At 52.0% G+C, this 18,696-nt stretch carries 12 protein-coding genes and 4 tRNA genes; 8 read left to right on the top strand and 8 right to left on the bottom strand.

Annotation, left to right across the window (positions count from 1 at the left end; all coding sequences use genetic code 11):
- Window positions 1-437 precede the first annotated feature (437 nt).
- Window positions 438-3,662, top strand: coding sequence for a TonB-dependent receptor (locus tag AC6I7T_RS13870; protein ID WP_497794071.1), 3,225 nt, complete (start codon window positions 438-440; stop codon window positions 3,660-3,662).
- A 225-nt stretch (window positions 3,663-3,887) separates the two neighbouring features.
- The gene (locus AC6I7T_RS13865) at window positions 3,888-5,486 is read left to right on the top strand and encodes a glycosyl hydrolase family 79 N-terminal domain-containing protein (protein WP_497794070.1); all 1,599 of its coding nucleotides are present in this window, start codon (window positions 3,888-3,890) and stop codon (window positions 5,484-5,486) included.
- A 599-nt stretch (window positions 5,487-6,085) separates the two neighbouring features.
- On the opposite strand, the gene AC6I7T_RS13860 is transcribed toward AC6I7T_RS13865, so the two are convergent.
- Window positions 6,086-6,162: transfer RNA gene (locus AC6I7T_RS13860), tRNA-Pro, on the bottom strand.
- A gap of 48 nt (window positions 6,163-6,210) precedes the next feature.
- Window positions 6,211-6,744, bottom strand: a complete 534-nt coding sequence (locus AC6I7T_RS13855; RefSeq protein WP_497794069.1) for a DUF4112 domain-containing protein — start codon at window positions 6,742-6,744, stop codon at window positions 6,211-6,213.
- 89 nt (window positions 6,745-6,833) lie between these two features.
- On the opposite strand from AC6I7T_RS13855, the gene AC6I7T_RS13850 reads away from it, so the two are divergent.
- The 6 genes from AC6I7T_RS13850 (at window position 6,834) to AC6I7T_RS13825 (ending at window position 10,132) form a co-directional block, all read left to right on the top strand.
- Window positions 6,834-6,908 (top strand) — tRNA-His (locus tag AC6I7T_RS13850).
- 125 nt (window positions 6,909-7,033) lie between these two features.
- Window positions 7,034-7,780: a DUF72 domain-containing protein gene (locus AC6I7T_RS13845; protein WP_497794068.1), complete on the top strand. Its 747-nt coding sequence runs from the start codon at window positions 7,034-7,036 to the stop codon at window positions 7,778-7,780.
- A complete protein-coding gene (locus AC6I7T_RS13840) occupies window positions 7,777-8,805 on the top strand; it encodes a YheT family hydrolase (protein WP_497794067.1) in 1,029 nt (342 codons plus the stop codon). Before AC6I7T_RS13845 ends, AC6I7T_RS13840 begins: the two co-directional genes overlap by 4 nt.
- Window positions 8,805-9,356, top strand: a complete 552-nt coding sequence (locus tag AC6I7T_RS13835; protein WP_497794066.1) for a hypothetical protein — start codon at window positions 8,805-8,807, stop codon at window positions 9,354-9,356. The genes AC6I7T_RS13840 and AC6I7T_RS13835 overlap by 1 nt, the downstream gene beginning before the upstream one ends.
- 36 nt (window positions 9,357-9,392) lie before the next feature.
- Window positions 9,393-9,469 (top strand) — tRNA-Arg (locus AC6I7T_RS13830).
- A 222-nt stretch (window positions 9,470-9,691) separates the two neighbouring features.
- Entirely contained in the window at window positions 9,692-10,132 is a 441-nt protein-coding gene (locus AC6I7T_RS13825; protein ID WP_497794065.1) for a nucleoside triphosphate pyrophosphohydrolase family protein, read from the top strand.
- 28 nt (window positions 10,133-10,160) lie between these two features.
- On the opposite strand, the gene AC6I7T_RS13820 is transcribed toward AC6I7T_RS13825, so the two are convergent.
- From AC6I7T_RS13820 to AC6I7T_RS13795, 6 genes are all read right to left on the bottom strand, one after another.
- Window positions 10,161-11,780, bottom strand: a complete 1,620-nt coding sequence (locus tag AC6I7T_RS13820) for a rhamnogalacturonan acetylesterase (protein ID WP_497794064.1) — start codon at window positions 11,778-11,780, stop codon at window positions 10,161-10,163.
- Between the two features lie 80 nt (window positions 11,781-11,860).
- A complete protein-coding gene (locus AC6I7T_RS13815) occupies window positions 11,861-13,078 on the bottom strand; it encodes an MFS transporter (RefSeq protein ID WP_497794063.1) in 1,218 nt (405 codons plus the stop codon).
- Window positions 13,079-13,312: 234 nt separating this feature from the next.
- On the bottom strand, window positions 13,313-14,251 hold the full coding sequence (locus AC6I7T_RS13810; RefSeq protein ID WP_497794061.1) for a helix-turn-helix domain-containing protein: 939 nt from the start codon (window positions 14,249-14,251) through the stop codon (window positions 13,313-13,315).
- Between the two features lie 217 nt (window positions 14,252-14,468).
- A tRNA-Thr gene (locus AC6I7T_RS13805) sits at window positions 14,469-14,544 on the bottom strand.
- Between the two features lie 414 nt (window positions 14,545-14,958).
- Complete coding sequence (locus AC6I7T_RS13800; RefSeq protein ID WP_497794060.1) at window positions 14,959-16,110, bottom strand: DUF6599 family protein; 1,152 nt, start codon at window positions 16,108-16,110, stop codon at window positions 14,959-14,961.
- A gap of 96 nt (window positions 16,111-16,206) precedes the next feature.
- On the bottom strand, window positions 16,207-18,579 hold the full coding sequence (locus AC6I7T_RS13795; protein ID WP_497794059.1) for an N-acetylmuramoyl-L-alanine amidase: 2,373 nt from the start codon (window positions 18,577-18,579) through the stop codon (window positions 16,207-16,209).
- Between the last annotated feature and the right edge of the window lie 117 nt (window positions 18,580-18,696).

Below are 18,696 nucleotides of genomic sequence, written 5' to 3'. Positions count from 1 at the left end.
TAACCTGAAAAATCACAGTGGATCAATTCACGGCATCCTCCTCGTCCTTCGCCCTCTGCTGCAAACGAAGGATCAATTCGGATAGCAATCACGATTTCATTTGTTTCTTTGTCGAGGTCTGGATAAGGGCCGTTTCAAGTGTGAGATTAGAATTTCCGGCGCGCAGGGGCGTACTGTACGTGACATACGAACTGGGAAAATGAGTCGTATCTCTATGAAATTATTGGGTAATACGCGTACAGTACGGTTCACAACATTCCGTGTCGTCCTCTCTGAAAACTAAGGTTCTTACGCTCGGGGAAGGAGCATTCCATCCCTCGCTTTATCGATGACATGAAGATGTTCAAAGGTCAGCTTGTCTCAAGAAGCGGAGAACCAACTCTATGAGTTTCCCAAGGAAACTTCAGCATTGAAAAAAGAAAGGACCACACCTGCCAATGAGCGATGGACCGACAAATTGGCGCAACTCCTCTTTGAAGCACAAGATTGAACTGCGACTCTCTCGCACCTGTTCTCTCGTGCTTGCATGTTCACTTTTTGGATCACCAAATTTTAGCTATGCCGGATCTGAGGCCAGGGAGAGTCAGACGATTACTTCCACAATTGCCGGGCAAGTTCTCACGCCCGAAGGATCCCCATTATCGAAAGCAACAATCCTGGTGGAAAATCTAGAAACACATCAGAAATTCCAGATTCTCAGCGACACCGCCGGTCAATTCCTGATCAAAGGCCTTTCTCCCGGAGAGTACAAGCTCCTGGTTACCGAGGAAGGGTATAAAGCTTTCTTCATCTCGAAGCTGCCCCTGGTTGCTGGAGACCAAGCCAAGGCTACTGTGAAAATGCAGCACGGACTCTCTTCGGAATTGCTCGAAGGAGAAACCGGCAGCGTAACTTCACGGGCAGGAACATCGCTCGTAGGCAAAGTGCTAAACGATATTCCTGAGAACCAGAGAAACTTCGTAAATCTGGCGCAGCTCTCAACCGGAGCTAACGAAGGCAATATGAACGGCAGTAGTTCGGACGCAAAGCCGGGAGCTCAGCACTCATCCTCCTCGATCTCAGTTGGCGGGCAACTGGAAACGCTCAACAACAACATGATCGATGGCATCGATAATAACGAACGCATCAACTCGTTAATTGCCGTCCATCCTTCGGTCGATGCTATTGCCGGAATGCAGGTCGTAGGAAGCGCCTATTCCGCTACCCAGGGAAGAGCTGGAGGTGGGGTAATCAATATAACCACGAAGTCGGGCACCAAAAAGTATCACGGAACCGTTTATGAGTATTTTCGCAACGATGCTCTGGATGCGTATCCCTATCTTTTCGGAGCCCACACACGAAAGCCGGAAGTGCGACAGAATCAGTTTGGCGGCAGCATTGGCGGCCCTCTGTGGAAAGACAAAACAACTTTTTTTGCAGACTATGAGGGCTTCCGCCTCATTCAGGGACGTCCTCCAGCTTTGCTAACTGTGCCTACAAAATATGAACACGACAACCCCGGTGATTTTACCGATGTTGGCGGTCAGAAGCTGACTTCTCTTGACAGTGTGGGACTGCAATATTTTAAGCTTTATCCTCTTCCGAACTCCGGTTCGAATGCTTATGTAACCGCACCAAGCGGATCGAATTTCTCCCATACCGGCGACCTGCGCATCGATCATCGATTCTCTCCAAAGGATAGCTTCTTCTCTCGATTCAGCTATAACCGCAGCACAATTGGAGTTCCAAGCGCCTTCCCGGATGTGACCGAAGATGGAATAACGATTCATCCTGGTGGCCAACTTTATACCTTCGCCGGGAGCACACTGGATATGTCGATGAATGGTGTTCTCAGCTATACCCATACGTTTAATCCCAATCTGCTCCTGGATCTAAAGGCTGGATATACGCTTTGGAATGAAATAGACACTGATCTGAACCCAAAGTATCCGGTGAATCAAATCTTCGGGCAGCCTGGAGTCAATGTCGCAGCCAGTTCAAATGGGCTTGCTCCAGTCAATGTAGTATCTGCTTCTTCATTGGGCAACGGCGGTTACTCTCGCCCGTTAAATCAGCTTGATAACACCTTCTCTTATAAGGGAATGCTGAGCTGGACCCGCGGCAGGCATAACTTATCCATAGGCGGAGGTTTAATTCGTCGGCAATATAACAACGAGAGTAGTTCGTATGGCTTAGGCTCCTGGACGGTTATGAATCTCCCCAGCCTTCTGAAGGGTGAGTTCACTTCAGTACAACGTATCTTAAGCCTGGCTCAACCACATAATCGGACTTGGGAGCCTTCTGTGTTCGTCCAAGACGAATGGAATGCCATACATAGTCTGACGATAACCTATGGTGTTCGCTACGACGTCTATACAGCACCAACGGAGATCAAGGATCAACTCATAAACTTCAATTCCGAGACGGGCAAGATCGATATTGCAGGCAAGAATGGAGCATCAAAAACTGCTAATGTGAATACCGATTACTCAAGTTTCATGCCTCGTATAGGGTTTAACTGGACGCCCGATGGTGAAACATCCATTCACGGCGGATTTGGTATGGTATCTACCCTGGCGTCGGGTGGCAGCTCGAGCCTGATCTCTACTTTTGGAGTATGTTCTTCTTCCACCTGTCCGAATGGATATACAACACTTGCCGCCGGGCTGCCGATGCCGACGACTCCCGACTATTCCAATCCGACGGGAAACCTGTCAAACATGCGCGCCCTGCATCTCAAGAATATATACCTGGAACAATTCAACCTGGGGATTGATCGTTCTTTTGGCAAGTTTGATTCTATTCAAGTCTCCTATGTCGGCTCGCTCGGCAGGCATTTAACCCAACAGTTCCCAGATTTGAATGCGCCACCTCCTAATACATCCTCCAACCCAAATACCCTCCGACCGTATTACTCGATCGATCCGAATTTGACGACCGTTGCCTTTATTGCTTCGGGCGGAAGTTCCTCTTACAACGCATTACAGACGGCTTACTCGCATTCCTCCAAATACGGCCTAAACGTCAACTTTCACTACACTCTGGCTCACGGTCTTGACAACGCCAGACCCTGGAGCAGAGATTCTTCGGGATTTGGCACCGTGGTAAGCAAGTCAGGTACTCTCGATTATGGCAACAGTACCTTCGATGTCCGTCAGCACCTTGTAACAACCGTTATGTATGAATTGCCATTTGGAAAAACCGCAACAGGAGCACGGCGGATCCTAGAAAAAGGATGGCAGTTTAATGTTATGGAAATTTGGGGCACAGGTCTTCCCTATACGATTCTGAATGCCACAGATGTGAGCAATACAAATCCCGGAGCCAGCTCGGCCGACCGCACTAACGTTATAGGAAACCCGAATCTCTCTAACAAGGGTGTTCACAGGTTCTTCAATACAGATGCCTTCGCCTCACAAGCAAAAGGAGAACTCGGAAATGAGCGCAGGAATCAATATTACGGACCACATAGCCGGCACGTGGATGTATCTCTCTTTAAAAATTTTCAGCTTCCTCGGGAAATGACGATGCAGTTCAGGACAGAGTGTTTTAATCTGACCAATACTGCCAACTTTGCTACTCCTGCAAATATTCTTCATGGGCCAAATTTCGGACAGCTAACTCAGATTACAAACGGCTATACACCGAGAGAAATCCAGTTTGCGTTGCGTATGCAGTTCTAGAGCGCCAGACCGTGAGAGCTGGAAATGAGAAGTCCCTTCTCTCGCGGTCTTTCCATGATCCGGTACTTGTGTCTCTACGTTCGCCTAGGAGGTCGGACCTTTCTATTGGGATATGGGTTTATCACGCGGCACTATGTCCAAATAGGTTAGATAAGGTAACAGTAATTTTGCGGATAAAGAGCCACTCTTACACAGGTTTCAATAACCAATTTTGAGAGATACGTCATGTCAAATAAATCGAGTTGTAAAGCACCTTATATCTCTACGATTCTGGCACTATTCGCGCTAGCCCCAGGCCTTATGGCACAATCGGCGAGCGATAGCAAACATGTCCATCCATCTGCTTTTCCTCAAATAGCGACTGTCGATCCCCGATTCCAGAGCTACAACATCGAAATGGTCGAAGTAACTGGAGGACGATTCTGGAAACCGTACTCGCAGAGCAAAGGGATTTCTGCGAACCCGAATCAAGAAGGAGCCGGAGGGCTATCGGCTGACCTATTCCAGTATCGTCCTCCTATCGACCTCAGTAATCGCCGCATACGGAACCTGGCATTAGCACTTAGTCCAGCATATGTTCGTGTAAGTGGCACCTGGAGAAATGCAACATACTTCCACGATTCCGATTCTCCCGTACCCACCACACCTCCTTCGGGCTTCAACGGTGTACTCACTCGTTCCGAATGGAAGGGTGTCGTGGAGTTTTCAAAAGCGGCGAACGCAGAACTTATGACATCGGTTGCCACGAGTGGAGGTACTCGCGATAAGAATGGAGTGTGGACTTCTGAACAGGCGGAGCAGTTCTTCGCCTATACAAAGTCGGTGGGCGGCAATATTGCGGCTACCGAATTCATGAACGAGCCAACGCTTGCTCTCCGTGGTGGCGGGGTCCCTTCTGGATATGCGCCTGCCAACTTTGCACAAGACATTGAAATATTTAGTACCTGGCTTCGTCGGAGTTCGCCTAAAACCGTGTTCCTTGGCCCTGGAGGTGAAGGTGAAGGGATGGGCTGGAAGGAGACTGCTTCGATGAAACGTATCCCGAGCGAGAAACTGCTACAGGCGACAGGCTCCGTATTTGATGTCTACTCGTATCACTTTTACAACGCCCTTTCGTCGCGTTGCAGCAGCTTTTTGGGCGGAGGCGTTTCTCCGGATGAAGCACTCTCGCCCAACTTTCTCGACATTCCGGAACGTGTAAACGCCTTCTATACCGGCCTTCGGGATCGTTACATGCCCAACAAGCCGATTTGGGTAACTGAAACGGGAGAAGCAGCGTGTGGTGGAGATCGGTGGGCTTCTACTTTTAGAGACACGTTCCGTTATCTCAACGAACTCGGCACACTTGCAAAACATGGTGTTCAGGTAGTTGCCCATAACACTTTAGCTGCAAGCGATTATGGGTTGATAGATGAAAACACCTTCCAGCCTCGTCCCGACTATTGGGCAGCTCTTCTTTGGCATCGCCTAATGGGGACCACGGTATTGGATGCTGGGTCAAGTCCAAGTCCCGACGTGCACCTCTATGCACATTGTCTGCCTGAAAAGAATGGTGGAGTAACACTGCTTGCAATCAACGCCGGTAAAGCCGCGATAAATATTGACAGTGACGCTTCGGCTGAAGAGTATGTCCTGTCGGCCTCTGATCTCGAAGCAAGTATGGTAAGTCTCAATGGGAAAGGCCTCAGCCTTACGGCAGATGACTCCATTTCCCCGCTGGTGGGTAAACGGTCTGCACGAAACGTAGTGCTCCAGCCAAGAACCTTGGTGTTCTTAGCGTTTCCCGATGCCAATAATGCAGCTTGCAAGGTGAAACTTCGCTAGGAAATCGGATGAGGCTGCAAGTGTAAGCAAAAGTAGGATGCCTCTTCGCATCCTCAAGCGCATCTTTGGGGGGCGTGAAAGTTCGTTATCGGGAACTTTATCGGGACCGTGAGCAGTTGGCGAAAATCAACCAACTGCTCGCCTCTCAAGGGGTGTTCTCTGGAGTGCTTGCAGTCCTCCAGAGAACACAAACGCAAGGAAAAAGCGCAGATGCCTCGTTTCCGAGAGTAAGCAAATTTTCCATTGGACCTCCTGCGCTTTGAACGGGCGCTCCGCTCCGAAGGTCAGAAGTCATTTTCGGCTCTGGAGGAGAAGTTGATTCACTGTGCATGCAGTGTGCAGTAAAGGCCGAATTGAAAAGGCAAATTAGTGCGAACGAGTCTCGTGAGGCCCTAATCGCGTTGCATGCTCCTGGATGTGGAAATAGTTGTGCATTTCGCCTCATGCCTGGGGAATACTCCCGACATGTCATTTGTGGAATGGGAAAGAATGGTGGGATAGCAGACTGCGAATTCGTGCAAGATTACTTGCTTATTCGGAGGTCAAATTTTGAGGAATTGTCGAAGAGAGAAGAGCGATATTTGAAGGCTGGTGTGAACTGGTCGGGGCGGAGGGATTCGAACCCCCGACCCTCTGCTCCCAAAGCAGATGCGCTACCAGACTGCGCTACGCCCCGACTATTGCGATTGTAACCTGAGCCGAGCATTCGGAACAAAGTCGAAGGCTAAAAGGCGTGTCGCAAAAGCCAGATAAGCCAGACTGTTACCAGAACTGGTATTAGGAAAATGAGTGTCAGGCCTGTGGAAAGAGCTAGAAGAAAACCCCAATCTTTCCAGGTGTGGCGATGCGGCTGTTGCAAGTGCCTCTGGATCAGGGCATAGTTTCGCCGGTTTGCTTTCCAGGCAATGTCAAAGATGTCTCCAAGGAAGGGAATGCTTCCGATTAGGACGTCCAGCCCGATATTCACAACCATGCGGGCCAGGGTGACATAGGGTAATCCACGGACCCATGCGGCAAAAATCAGGATACAGGCCAACAGGCCGGTAAGGATATCGCCCAAGCCGGGAATCAGTCCGACAATCCCATCCAAGCCGAAGCGAATTCCTGTTCCCGGTATCCGGAACCAGTCGTCGAGCAGATGGGCCAGGAGATCAAGATTCTCATCTCGCAGAATCCCGCCATCGTTTCTACTGCCAATTCGTGAGCCGAACTTTGCGGCTCCAGGAGGGATAACCTCACCCTGCAGCGTATCTGGCAACTTCAATCTCCTTTCTGCTAAACTGACGATCTAGCAACGGGCCGGTTTTCGCTTATTCGTGCCTTGGATGCTACAATTTAGTCTATACGGCGGCTATAGTTCAGTGGCAGAACACCGGTCTGTGGCACCGGGTGTCGTGGGTTCGACCCCCACTAGCCGCCCCATAGAATCAACTGCTTACATCAAGCAGGGTCACCTAAGCATCTAATTCCCGTTAAGCTGATCGGCGTTAAATCCCAAACTTTGCTGGTCGTGTCTTTATACTCCCGCTGTGAAGTCTGCCAACGCTTTGACGAAGACAAAGTCGATACTTCCTGCAGCCTCGGATATCTTCCTCGGAACCTCCGGGTGGGCCTATACCAGTTGGAAGCCTGATTTCTACCCCGCAAAGTTCCCTGCCAAACGATTTCTTGAGTATTACGCGACTCAGCTGAACTCTGTGGAAGTGAACTATACCTTTCGCAGTCTCCCTTCTGCCAAAATGCTGGAGACTTGGCTTTCTTCTACGAGCGAGAATTTCCGGTTTTCCTTTAAGGCCCCGCAACGGATTACCCATATTCTCAGGTTGCGGAATTGCGAGGCAGCGGTCACGGAGTTTTTCAAGGTCTTGCAGCCTATGATGGATGCCCGGCGTCTGGGCGTAATACTTTTTCAACTGCCGCCGAATTTCAAAGCCGATCATGATCGGCTGGAAGGCTTTCTTCAGATTGCCGGCAAGAAAGATTTTCGCCTTGCCTTTGAGTTTCGCCATGAGAGTTGGTTGCGCGAGGAGACTTATGCCCTGCTCCAGGCTCATAATGCTGCTCTCTGTGCTGCAGAAAGTGACGAACTCAAGGTGCCGGATATACCAACCGCTGATTTTCGCTGCTATCGATTACGCATGAGTGGATACACTGCCACTCAGCTACGCGATATCGGGAATATGCTTTTGCGGGCTGCACAGTCCGGCAATGTTTATGCCTATTTCAAACACGAAGAGCAGCCTGAGGGGGCTCAGAACGCAGTGAAACTTTTACGGAGTCTACAAGGAGCATGAGCAGAGGGGCGGAAGTGCTGGAGCAGGCACTGGCATGGGCAGAAGGGTTTGTACCTCGTCGTGGGCTCCGCAATGGACATCTTCAAACCCTGGCGGGGAATTTTTTGCGTCGCCCTCCATTTTTGCTGGAGACTGAATCCCAGCTTGTGGATGTCGATACCGAAACCGGCAGTCGCGTCTTGTGCCACTGTCATTGGCAGCCTAAGGCAGTTCGCCGGGATCGCTTAACAGTGATCCTTATTCACGGGCTGGAAGGCTCGTCTCGTTCGCAATATGTTTTGGGAAACACGATGCGGGCCTGGGTTGCTGGCTGCAATGTTGTGCGAATGAACATGCGCAACTGTGGCGGTACCGATCATTTGTCGTCGACGCTCTACCACTCGGCGTTATCCGGAGATGTGAGAGCCGTTATGGAGCACTTTCAACGCGAGTATGGGCTTAAGAAGATTGCTCTTGTCGGCTACTCCATGGGGGGCAATCTGGTTTTGAAGCTTGCTGGAGAGTTGGGCCGAAGTGCTCCGGAATTCTTGAGAGCAGCTGTTGGGGTCTCCCCGGCTATGGATCTTGGTGCTTCTGCAGATGCTCTCCATGAGCCGAGGAACCGGGTGTACGAATGGCATTTTCTGCGCCATCTCATGCACCGCTTTCGTCGGAAAGCAGGCTTGTTTCCCCAGATCTATTCTCTAGAAGGGATTGGCCGGATTCGATCGATTCGGGATTTCGATGAAAACATTACTGCTCGTTATTCCGGCTTTGCCGGAGCCGATGACTACTACTCACGTGCAGCAAGTGCTCGCGTAGCTGGACAGATTTCCGTGCCGACACTGATACTGCAATCTGCAGACGATCCCTTTATTCGCATGTTGCCGGAGACCCGTGCAACTCTAAAAGCAAATTCGGCAGTCCATTTGATCGAGACGGCACACGGGGGACACTGCGCATTTCTATCCTCACTTCCTGGCCCGGATGGTTATTGGGCTGAGAAGGTTTTGCTTGGTTTTTTACTGTCGGTAACGGATTCTTAATGGAAGCAGATTGGTCTGTCGAGGTTGGCGGGGGAGCTATGGTGATCGAGGCCATGTGGTCAGGGCTTGTCGATTTACGGAAGTCTCCCGAGAGAATCAACGAACTGGAGGAGGTCCGGCGCTTTCCTGCTTTAGGCTGGGCACTGAAAGAGTTGAATGTTCTTGGAGGTCCCTTGTGGACCTCAAAATGTGATGTTTGGACGCTGATTGCCGTCAATATGGATCCGGATGAGATTGGGGCGAAACCGGAGGATCTGAAGTCCGGGAAGGCCTGTTATGTGGATGTTCTTGCCCGGGACAAAGTGTCCTTCAGCTCGTTTGAGAGGCATGAGCGATGGGTACGCAAACTATCCCGTCAGCTCCGCGCGATCGAACTTCCTCGGGTGCGTGTGGATCTCGTAGTGCGGCAGGCGATGACCAGAGGCCAAACCGGTTTCGGAATTACAGTGTATTGTGCCGCTTGTGGCCCACAAGACGACGATGCTCGGTTATCTTTAGAACATGGATTGCGTGCGGTGGTTCCGATTCTCGCTGAGGGAATCTCGTTCTGAAGTCTCTGCGCATTTCAGATAAAATACTTGAGGAGCGGGCGAGTAGCTCAATTGGATAGAGCACCGGCCTTCTAAGCCGGGGGTTGTGGGTTCGATTCCCGCCTCGCCCACCATGGACTCCCACCACAAGCAGCATTCAAGAATTATCTATACCAACCGATACAGTTTCTTCACTGACATTTCGTATACTCTCTTCCCATTTTGCTCTTTATGCCAACTTCGTTGATCTCCGGCGTACTTTGTTGGTCCGGAAGTTTGCATCGAGCATCAATTTTGTTAGCCTCCAAAGAACACCACCATGGATACATGTGTTCTGTGGCCGTAAGGAGCAAGTGATGGACGACAAGACCGTAATTACGCCAATCCAATATGCCGAGTTCTGCCGGAAAAATAACGATTGTCCTGATTCTGGACGCGGGCAGTACTTATTCCTGGGACTGGTGAGCGAACTCGGTCAGGTTGCGACGCTGTTGAAAAAGCAGCTCTGCGATCACACGGCCGTCGATCATGACGAAATCGTTCGTGGATTAGGCGATATCGCCTACTACATTGCTTCGATGTTCGAGCCGGTCATGTTTGCCGAGTTGCTTTCCTTTCCCCTTGAGCCTGTCACGGTAAGAAAGGCGATGCAGGTACTACTGGAGACTCACGATCCTGCGTATTGGCGAGCACTCTGTGTGGCTCTGGAAGTCTCACCTCGCGAAGCAATCCAGGCGAGTATGGATCATTTACTGAAATCTCGGAATCTCGTTCCCCCGGACGGCAGTGATCAATAGCACTGCCGTACCAATGGGCGAGATGAAGTTATTTTTGTTTCCAGGGCTTCACTTGCTTCGATTCGTCTGAAAGAAATTTTCCCAGCGGATCGTGGTGTAGCCCTTTTAGGGCAGCGATAACAGCGCGGGCATTTTGTTTTGCTCCGTCTTCTGTTGTGTGCGTTGTTTTGTCCCCGAAAAGTTTGTCTACCGCGTCGGTGCCAAGCTTTTCATATTCCGCTGAGATCTCTGCATTGATATCAAGAAAGGGAACGGTTTTCGTTTTCGCTACTTGAGCCATCCAATCGACATAAGGCTCTTTGATGATTTTGCCGTCTTTCCAGCGATTGCGTGGGACAGGCGCGCAAAGGATAGGTATAACGCCTTTTGTGCGTGCTTCAGTCACCATCTTATCCAGATACCAGCCATAGGTGTGGACGGTCTCTGGCAATCCCGTATGCGGATTCTGAATCTCTTTCGTTTCGTTACCGATTCCGGCCAGGGAGCCCCGTGCACGAACCGCATCGTCAATAGGACCGGCATCGTTATGGCCAAACTGTATCAAGATAAAGTCACCAGACTTCATCAGAGAAAGTAACTTAGGCCAATAAAAATTGTAGTAAGTGCGGCTGCTAAGTCCTCCGACTGCTCGATTAACAACATTCATTCTGGCCGGCGCAATATAAGGTGCTAATTCATCTCCCCAACCCCATAGCCCATGTTTCCCCGTGCTATTCCCATTCCGTACTGTGGAATCTCCAGTGATCCAGAGTGTAGAGAGGCCAGCATTGCTTGGGGAATGAAACGAGCGCTCCGTCTCGGAGATAACTTCGCGCCCCCGCTGCGACAAATATCGGGTAACCGGCATATCGAGTAGAGACTTCAATCCGGCTACAACGCACGTGGCGTTTACTTCTGCCCCGGCAGGTCCTGTGTGGGTATGATCTCCAGGAAAGAAGGTGGAGACCTTCTGCTGTCCCAGCTTTTCGTACTCGTCCGCAATGATGCCATTTACGTCGACGAAATCAGTGCGTTGTTCTGCTGTCGCTGCTTCTTCCGCCCATTCGGTGAAATGTCCAAAACCGCGGTCTATATGACCTGCATTCCACACGTTGTTGGGTGTAGGCGAAAGAACAATAGGCGTGGCTCCTTTTGCCCTTGTCTGACGAATGAACTCGCGAACGTACCAGCCAAAGGTATGTACGATCTCGTGCTTGCCTGTGACGGGATTATCGATTTCGCGTGTCTCTTCGCCAATCCCTGGCAATGAACCGCGAGCTCGGGATTTGTCGTCGATAGGTCCGCCATCGTTATGTCCGAACTGAATCAGGACGATATCTCCGGGCTTAAGCTGCGATGCGACTTTGTCCCAGAGTCCTTCTGCCGTAAAGGTGCGGCTGCTGCGTCCTGCTCGAGCCGCATTGACTACATTGACTTTGGATAGATCGAAGAATTCCGTAAAGGGAGTTCCCCAGCCGAGCGTTGCTTTCGTCGGTACGGTTGGATCTCCGTGATTATTGGCTGTGGAATCTCCGGTAATGAAGATCGTGGGTAATGCAGGATTTGCCGGAATGGGACCCTGCGGCTGAGTATCTTTCCCTTGGGCGATAGCAGAAGAGCATAGGCAAGCCGCAAACAGAGCAGAGAGAACTACTCGAAGCTTCATCATTCCATCTCGTATTTCAAATAGGAATCAATTTTCGATTCGGTATTCCTTATATACGTGCTTCCTGGCAGAAGCAATGAAATCTATACCGACCGCGTAGAGAAGGTCTTTGTCGCGGCGCCTACTGCATGAATTACGCCTGTAACTCCGATGAAGAAGAAACCCAGCAGGGTAACTCCAGCCCAATGATGGTGTGACCAGGCAACGGTGGAAGCATAAGAGCCAAGCGATGCTCCCAGGAAGTAGATGGTCATGTAGATTGTGTTCAACCGCGATCTAGCTCCGGGTTCCAGGCCAAAGACTCTCGTTTGATTCGCGATTTGATTGCATTGTGCCCCCATATCGAGCAGAATGCAGCCCAGGATCAGGCCTGCTAAATGATTGCGTCCGGCCCACAGCACCGTCCAGGCAAAGATAACCAAAGCAATTCCCAGGGAGATCACACGTCTTGAGCCGTACCTGTCGGAGAGCTTTCCCGCGAACGGGGCAATAGCTGCACCCGTTGCTCCGATTACCCCAAACATACCGGCAACCCCCGGCCCCAGATGGAAGTGAGGAGTGCCGAGCAGAAAGGCCAATGTTGTCCAGAAGCCGATGAAGGAAGCAAAGAGCAAGGCCGATTGAATTGAGGCTTCGCGGAGCACGGAGTACTGCCGGAAGATGGAGTAGAGAGAGCGTAGCGCGCTGAGGTATGGCAGGGGATTTGCCGGTTCCAAGCGCGGCAGGATTCTGCGAAGCAGCACGACGAAGATCGCATTGACACCCGCGGCGATGGCAAAAACGGCTCTCCAGCCCATCCATGTGGCCAGCCCTCCGGAGAATGCCCGGGCAAGGAGGATGCCAAGCAAGAGGCCGGTCATCACGATTCCGATTGCAGTTCCGCGTTGCGAGTCTTCTGCCAGATCGGGTGCGATTGGCACAGCAATGTGTGTAACCGCCGCAGTGAGTCCGATGGCGACGCTTGCCGCTACGAGTATCCAAAGGTTCGGAGCCAAAGCTGCAGCTCCTAACGAGAGTGCCACGCAGGCGAACAACTTCTCCATCAATCCACGGCGTTCCAGCACGTCTCCCAGAGGAACGAAGAACAACAGTCCAATGGAATAGCCAATCTGGGTCGCGACCGCGACCATGCCTGTGTGGGCTGGCGTGGTGTTGAAGGTCTTGCTGATTTCCAGCAGCAGCGGCTGGTTGTAGTAGATATTGGAGACTCCAATGCCGCAGACCAGGCCCAAGAAAGGCAACACCGCGCGATTCCCGCGCAGAGCGTGAGTTGTAGAGGAGCTAAGCCCAGGCACTGACATGATTCCCTAGTTTCCAGTTTAGAACAGTTGCAGAAAAGACATTGGAAGTCCACAACGACTACTCCGGAAGCCGATATCCATTTCCAAATGGGAACAGATATTGAGATTTCGCCAAGGAGTCGTCGTTCTGGATAGTCTGTTTATCGAAATACTAAAGCGTTTTAATCGAGGTGTTGCGCTAAAAACGCGAAAGGCCACGAAGAGATCGCGGCCAAAGGATTAATGGAACGACGACTATCGCGGCAGAACTTGTAACTGGATCTCCGCTTTCGAATTGCTGGAAACCGGCTTGTTGTTCCGATAGACGATGGCGAGTTTTTCCCGCTCCAGGATCTTGTGAACCTGGCACCGTGCGTGATCGGCCCAAGGACCTGAACCGTCAATATGGAGGTAGGCCTTCCAGTGAGCCAGTGCTCTGCGCCGTTCTCCGCTACGTTCCCAGGCCAAAGCCAGGTTGTAGTGCGCATCTGCGTAGTTGGGCGAGAGTTTGAGCGCTGTCTGGTAAGCAGTGATGGCTTCCGGCAGGCGTTGAAGCTCGTCCAAGGCATTGCCAAGATCGAAGAATGCCAGGGAATATTCGGAATCGGCCTCGGTTGCTCTGCGATAGAGCGATTCGGCTACAGCGAAATGGCGCTGGTTGTAATGAATCGTACCGAGATTGATGCATGCCGGAGCATGAGTCGGAACAATCTCCAGGATGCGCTCATAGAGACTGGTGGCTTCCCGGAAGTTGTTGCTCTCTTCTGCCTGTATGGCAGAGAAGAAAAGCGACTGCACCTGAGACTCGCGTGCAGCTTGATTGCTCAACGTGTCAGTGACTGCTGCAAGACGTGGGCCTGAGCTGGATTCGAAATCCAGGAGAAATTGCCGCCGGACGGGGTCCATCATCGCTCCAGAGTGGCGGAAGGCCAGCCTTCCACCAGCACGAACAGTACCTGCTTCTAGAAGTGGATTGACCATGCCTGAAACGGCACGCATGGCGAGAATCGAATCGCGAATACTGGAAGCCGACAGGCGCATTGCGCGCAAGTCACGAAGCTTCCTCAACTGCACAAGATCCTGAAATCCATAGCTCTCTGCTACAGAAATGAGCCCGGCTCTCTCCCACGCGCGCAACTGCTTGGCGTGGAGACCAAGAATTCTGAGGACATCGTGACGGCAGTATCGGGTCACAGTCGTGTGCTCGGGAAAAGCCGCTTTACTCCTCATGGCTGAGCAGATTATGCGCACCGGGTGCCTCGGTGATCAATAGGTTTAGAAAAAAAGTAGTGGATAACTCGTCCGAAATAGTGTTATTTCTGCACGACTTCCGAGAAATACAGGATTGCAGTGAGAAAAAAGGTCGAAATTTCGTTTTTCGTAGGAAATTTTTACGAGGGAAAAATGAGGCTGGAGCCGACGATCGGACTTGAACCGATGACCTGCTGATTACGAATCAGCTGCTCTACCAACTGAGCTACGTCGGCCTGCACTCGTCGATTGTATCGTTGCCGACGCGAGCCGTAAAGCGCTCTGCGAAGCGAAGTAACGGTCTGAGACAAAGAGATTTAGGGGCTTTGCCTGTAGGTCGCACTATTTCCAGTAGAAAGTGAAAAGGCCACCCGGCAACAGGGCGGCCTTTTCGTTAGGGAGAATAGTTCCAACGGAGGCAAAGCCATCAGAACTTTCTGGCGAAATACTATGGTCGCCTATTCGGGGTGTCAAGGTAAAATCCGAGAACATATAAGAGATTTATTTTCAACAGCTTACAATGGAAGGACCAGTTGATACGGGGGGTAATTCCTTCGCCTTTTCTTTTCTTTTAGTGTTCTGAAAGCTCCCTTGTTTTCTGGGCTTTAGCGGGAGTATTGCCTTGTTTTTGGGGCACCATTTCGGCGCTGTTATTTCCTTAGGTTCAGACGAATAAACTCGATTTCTTCCATCGTAGAAACTGGTTTTCCTCGTAAGCGACGATAGAGAGCACGGCCTCCACCGAAAAAGATTCCAAGCAGCAAGGCTGTTCCTCCCAGGATGGCTACCAGGGCAAAGATTCCCAACAGGAGTCGTGCAGTTTTCGTGACCTCGCTGGTAGTGCTCTGGTTCCAGGTGACTTCTGCCTGATAGTTGATGGAGCCGAGCAAGCGATGAGCGTCGTCGGGTGAAAGATATCCGCTGGTAACGGCGACGTATGGCCCGGAGCGGCGCACCAGGAGTGAATCCGGCCTGCTATCTATCAGAGGCTGCGGCCAAGCCGCCTGGGGGCTATTCCCGGCCTTTAAGAATGTTTCTATGGCGCGTTCCCGTTCGCCAGCGAGCTGTGGTGTCGGATAGCTGATGATCGTCAGCTGTCCTTCCTGTCCATGAAGCTGATAGGAGGCGGTCAGGGTTTCAGCTCCCCGGGTAAAATCCACCAGTGCGGGCGGCAGAACTCCGCCGCTGCGGGTATAACCATCCGGACCCAGTGCATAGTGAGTGCTTTGAGCTTCCAATCCGGCCTGCGGCAGGTAGCTGGGCAGCGTGGGTGGTTGAGCTGCATTTCCTTTGGCTTCGGGAAGAGCCTTGGCCAGTTCTCTCAATTCGGCGGCGGACATGGCGGTTACATGGTCGAAATTGGCGTCGACGACAATTTCTCCTGTCCAGAAAAGGACCCGGTTGTTAGCCGAGGAGCCGCCTCGTCCGATGTCCTCTTTGGGCCAACCCGAATGGCGATAAAAGGTATAGGCGCAGTAGGCGCCGGTCACATCCGGAAAACGGAGAGCACGGACTGCAAGTTTTGTATTGTCGCGTGTGTAGCTTCCGGAGCTGGCATCCGACATCCCGCATTCTTTCAGGACAGTGGCGCTGGTCGGATCTACCGTTCCAGGATCGGTAGTATTGGTTGCCGGACCTGCAAGTTGCCAACCGGCAAAATCAGCAGGCAAGAATGCAACTGGTGTTGAAGCTTTGTCCGTTGGAGCGGCGGCCAGCACGAAGCATGCGCCTGAACACAACAAGGCGAAAGCGGCTACCTGGCTCACACGACGGAAGAAACGAAGACTATGGAGATTTCCCATCCTGCGAATCAGCCTATCACCGTTCAGTGCTGGCCAGAGCCGTTCGTGTAAAGCCTAGTGATCATTGGAGTGCTCACGGCATCTCCGGCAAATGCTTCAATCGCCGTTACGGCTGTTGGTTTGCGCTACCTTCACGCCGCTCAACCCGCTGACGTATTTTGATACCCCGTGATAGATCGATTCCGCGATTCGCTGACGGTAGTTGGGGTCGCGAAGTTCGCGGGCGTCATCCGGATTGGTAAGGAAGGAGATCTCTGCCAGGATCGAGGGCATATTTGCGCCAATCAGGACGACAAAAGGTGCCTTCTTTACGCCTCGATCTCGCAATCCAGGATTCCCCTTTTGCAGCCCTCCATAGAGCCCTGCCTGTACATCCGTAGCGAATTCACGAGATTCTTCAATCTTGTCCTTTAGCGTGATCTTCTTGACCAGATCCGAGAGTTGATGGACTGATTGCTGGCTGACGGCATTCTCTCTTGCTGCTACTTCCAAAGCGTCAGGAGAAGCTGTGAAGTTCAAATAGTAGGTTTCTACTCCGCGAGCCGAGGAGTCTCGACTGGAGTTTGCATGGATCGAAAGAAAGAGGTCGGCTTGAGCTTTGTTGGCAATTGCCGTGCGTGTTTCCAGCGGTATGAAAGTGTCATCGTCGCGGGTATAAATGACCTCCGCGCCCAGCTGCTGATTCAATAATTTACCGACGCGCAAAGCGACGTCTAGAACAACATCCTTCTCCTGGATGCCCTCAGGTCCTAGAGTGCCGGAATCGTGCCCGCCATGGCCTGCATCGACAACGATCTTGCCGATCTTCAGTCCCAGAGCGCGAACCAGTGAGCGTTCTCCGGAGGCAGTGGGTGCGGCTTCATGAATCGACGGGGGCGGTGTCGTAGCATCTGTTCCGCCGCCGCGTTTCTTCTTCGATTTCTTCGTGCCAGAGGGCATCTTCGAATTATCAGAGTCGGAGGAAGCAGCGTTATCCGGCGTTGAAGATGCTGTCGGAGCATTCGATGCCGGAGTCGTTCCTGCCACTGATGCGGCGATAGGTTCTGAGGTAGGCTTCTTCGTTGCTTTCAACCGATTCGGCTGGTTCCCCAGAGATGCAACTTCCTTCAATGACGAAGCACTTTGCGCAGTTCCGCTTGTTGTCGATGGATTCGACTTGGCCGTCGAAGGAGTGTTGGAATTCTTCGGGTTCGCCTGCTTCGCTGGTGCTTGCGGTGCGGGTGTCTGGGCTGCCTTGCTTTGAGCCTGAGCCTGCTGCGTCGGAGGCGGCGTTGCCGGTTCGGTAGTAGGAGGAGCTGGCTCCTTCTCTACCTGCTGCATCGTCGGTGCTCCTGGTTTGGAGCCGTGAATATCGATGATCAGACGATAGGGATTGGGCAGAAGAAATGCGGAGTAGTCACTGACATTACTGACATCGAGAACAACTCTCGTGATGTCGTTGGAAAACTGGGCTGCCCGAATTCTCTTCAGGAAGCCATCGTCTGTGACCATGATGGCTTTGCCTACAAGTTCCGGAGCAAGCTTTACGCCATGCAGATCGAAGTAGATGCGATCGGGATTCGGAACACGTGCGGCTTCGTATTTCACCTCCGCATCCAGATCGATGGCGACCCGGGTATAGACGGAGGTGGACCAGTGCCGTAGTCCCGTGACCAGTGGCAGCTGGCCATGACGTGGTGGCGGCGTTTCCAGTGATGTGTCCTGGCTTGCCGCCGGCTCCTGATGTGTAGAAGGACGAGCTTCGGCTGTCTCCTGAACGGGCTGAGGTTTTGCCTCATCACGAGGAGGAGTCAGTGGTGCAGCTGCGCCTTTCGTCGTGGCCGAGGAACTGGACTGTGGTGCCCGGGCTGGAGCAGGAGCAGGGTTCTTTGCTTCCTTCGTCTGGGAGGTTTTGCCCTTGCGCTTGTCGGCCAGCTCATCCTTCCGGATCTGTTTCAACGATTGCCGAGCCTGATCGGCAAGAGGATGCTTGGGATACGTCTGCAAGAATTGTTGAAAGGTAGATTTCGCAGTATCCCTGTCTCCCAAGTCGCGATAGTAAATAGCGCCTTCGGTCAGAAGTGCACTGGCACGCAATCGGCTGTGAGGATATTCCTTGCGGAGAAACTCGTATTGCCCAATTGCGTCGTGCAGCGCCTTTTCGTCTTCGAAGATTCGTCCTTCCTCCGCCAGAAGTTCTGCGACGGCGGCGATGCTGGCATCGGCCTTAGCTGCGGAGGGATCGCTATGGTAAATCGCCCGATAGGCGTTCAGGACGCGATTGTAATCGCTGCGTGTGCGTTGCTGTTCCGGGCGGCCTTCCAGCGCTTCGCGTTGTCTCTGTGCACGATCGAAAGGGGTGAGCGCAGCCTGCCGGGCACTCGTTCTAGCCATCGCGGGAGAAGGCGCATAGAACGCCATCAATGCTGTGAGCAAAATGGCTGCGACAGGCGCAAGTAAGCACCCTTGAGAGCGGACGACAGAAAACATAATTAGGGACGCCAAGCGCCAAAGACACTTTCATTATAAGGTGCCAGGATTGAGAAAGCGGCAGAAACACAGAAGGAGAGGGTAAGAGACTGGGTTCCTTGCGGAAAATGTTCGAGG

The sequence above is a fragment of the Humiphilus diazotrophicus genome, assembly GCF_059726315.1.
The sequence above is the reverse complement of the archived record's forward strand: the minus strand, read 5'-3'. Positions and strand labels throughout refer to the sequence as shown.

What these genes read in the sequence shown, in the direction of transcription:
- AC6I7T_RS13865 (WP_497794070.1), top strand. Translation starts at nt 3,888, where the DNA reads ATGTCAAATAAATCGAGTTGTAAAGCACCTTATATCTCTACGATTCTG.
- AC6I7T_RS13795 (WP_497794059.1), bottom strand. Translation starts at nt 18,579, where the DNA reads ATGTTTTCTGTCGTCCGCTCTCAAGGGTGCTTACTTGCGCCTGTCGCA.
- AC6I7T_RS13870 (WP_497794071.1), top strand. Translation starts at nt 438, where the DNA reads ATGAGCGATGGACCGACAAATTGGCGCAACTCCTCTTTGAAGCACAAG.
- AC6I7T_RS13800 (WP_497794060.1), bottom strand. Translation starts at nt 16,110, where the DNA reads ATGGGAAATCTCCATAGTCTTCGTTTCTTCCGTCGTGTGAGCCAGGTA.
- AC6I7T_RS13835 (WP_497794066.1), top strand. Translation starts at nt 8,805, where the DNA reads ATGGAAGCAGATTGGTCTGTCGAGGTTGGCGGGGGAGCTATGGTGATC.
- AC6I7T_RS13840 (WP_497794067.1), top strand. Translation starts at nt 7,777, where the DNA reads ATGAGCAGAGGGGCGGAAGTGCTGGAGCAGGCACTGGCATGGGCAGAA.
- AC6I7T_RS13820 (WP_497794064.1), bottom strand. Translation starts at nt 11,780, where the DNA reads ATGATGAAGCTTCGAGTAGTTCTCTCTGCTCTGTTTGCGGCTTGCCTA.
- AC6I7T_RS13825 (WP_497794065.1), top strand. Translation starts at nt 9,692, where the DNA reads ATGGACGACAAGACCGTAATTACGCCAATCCAATATGCCGAGTTCTGC.
- AC6I7T_RS13815 (WP_497794063.1), bottom strand. Translation starts at nt 13,078, where the DNA reads ATGTCAGTGCCTGGGCTTAGCTCCTCTACAACTCACGCTCTGCGCGGG.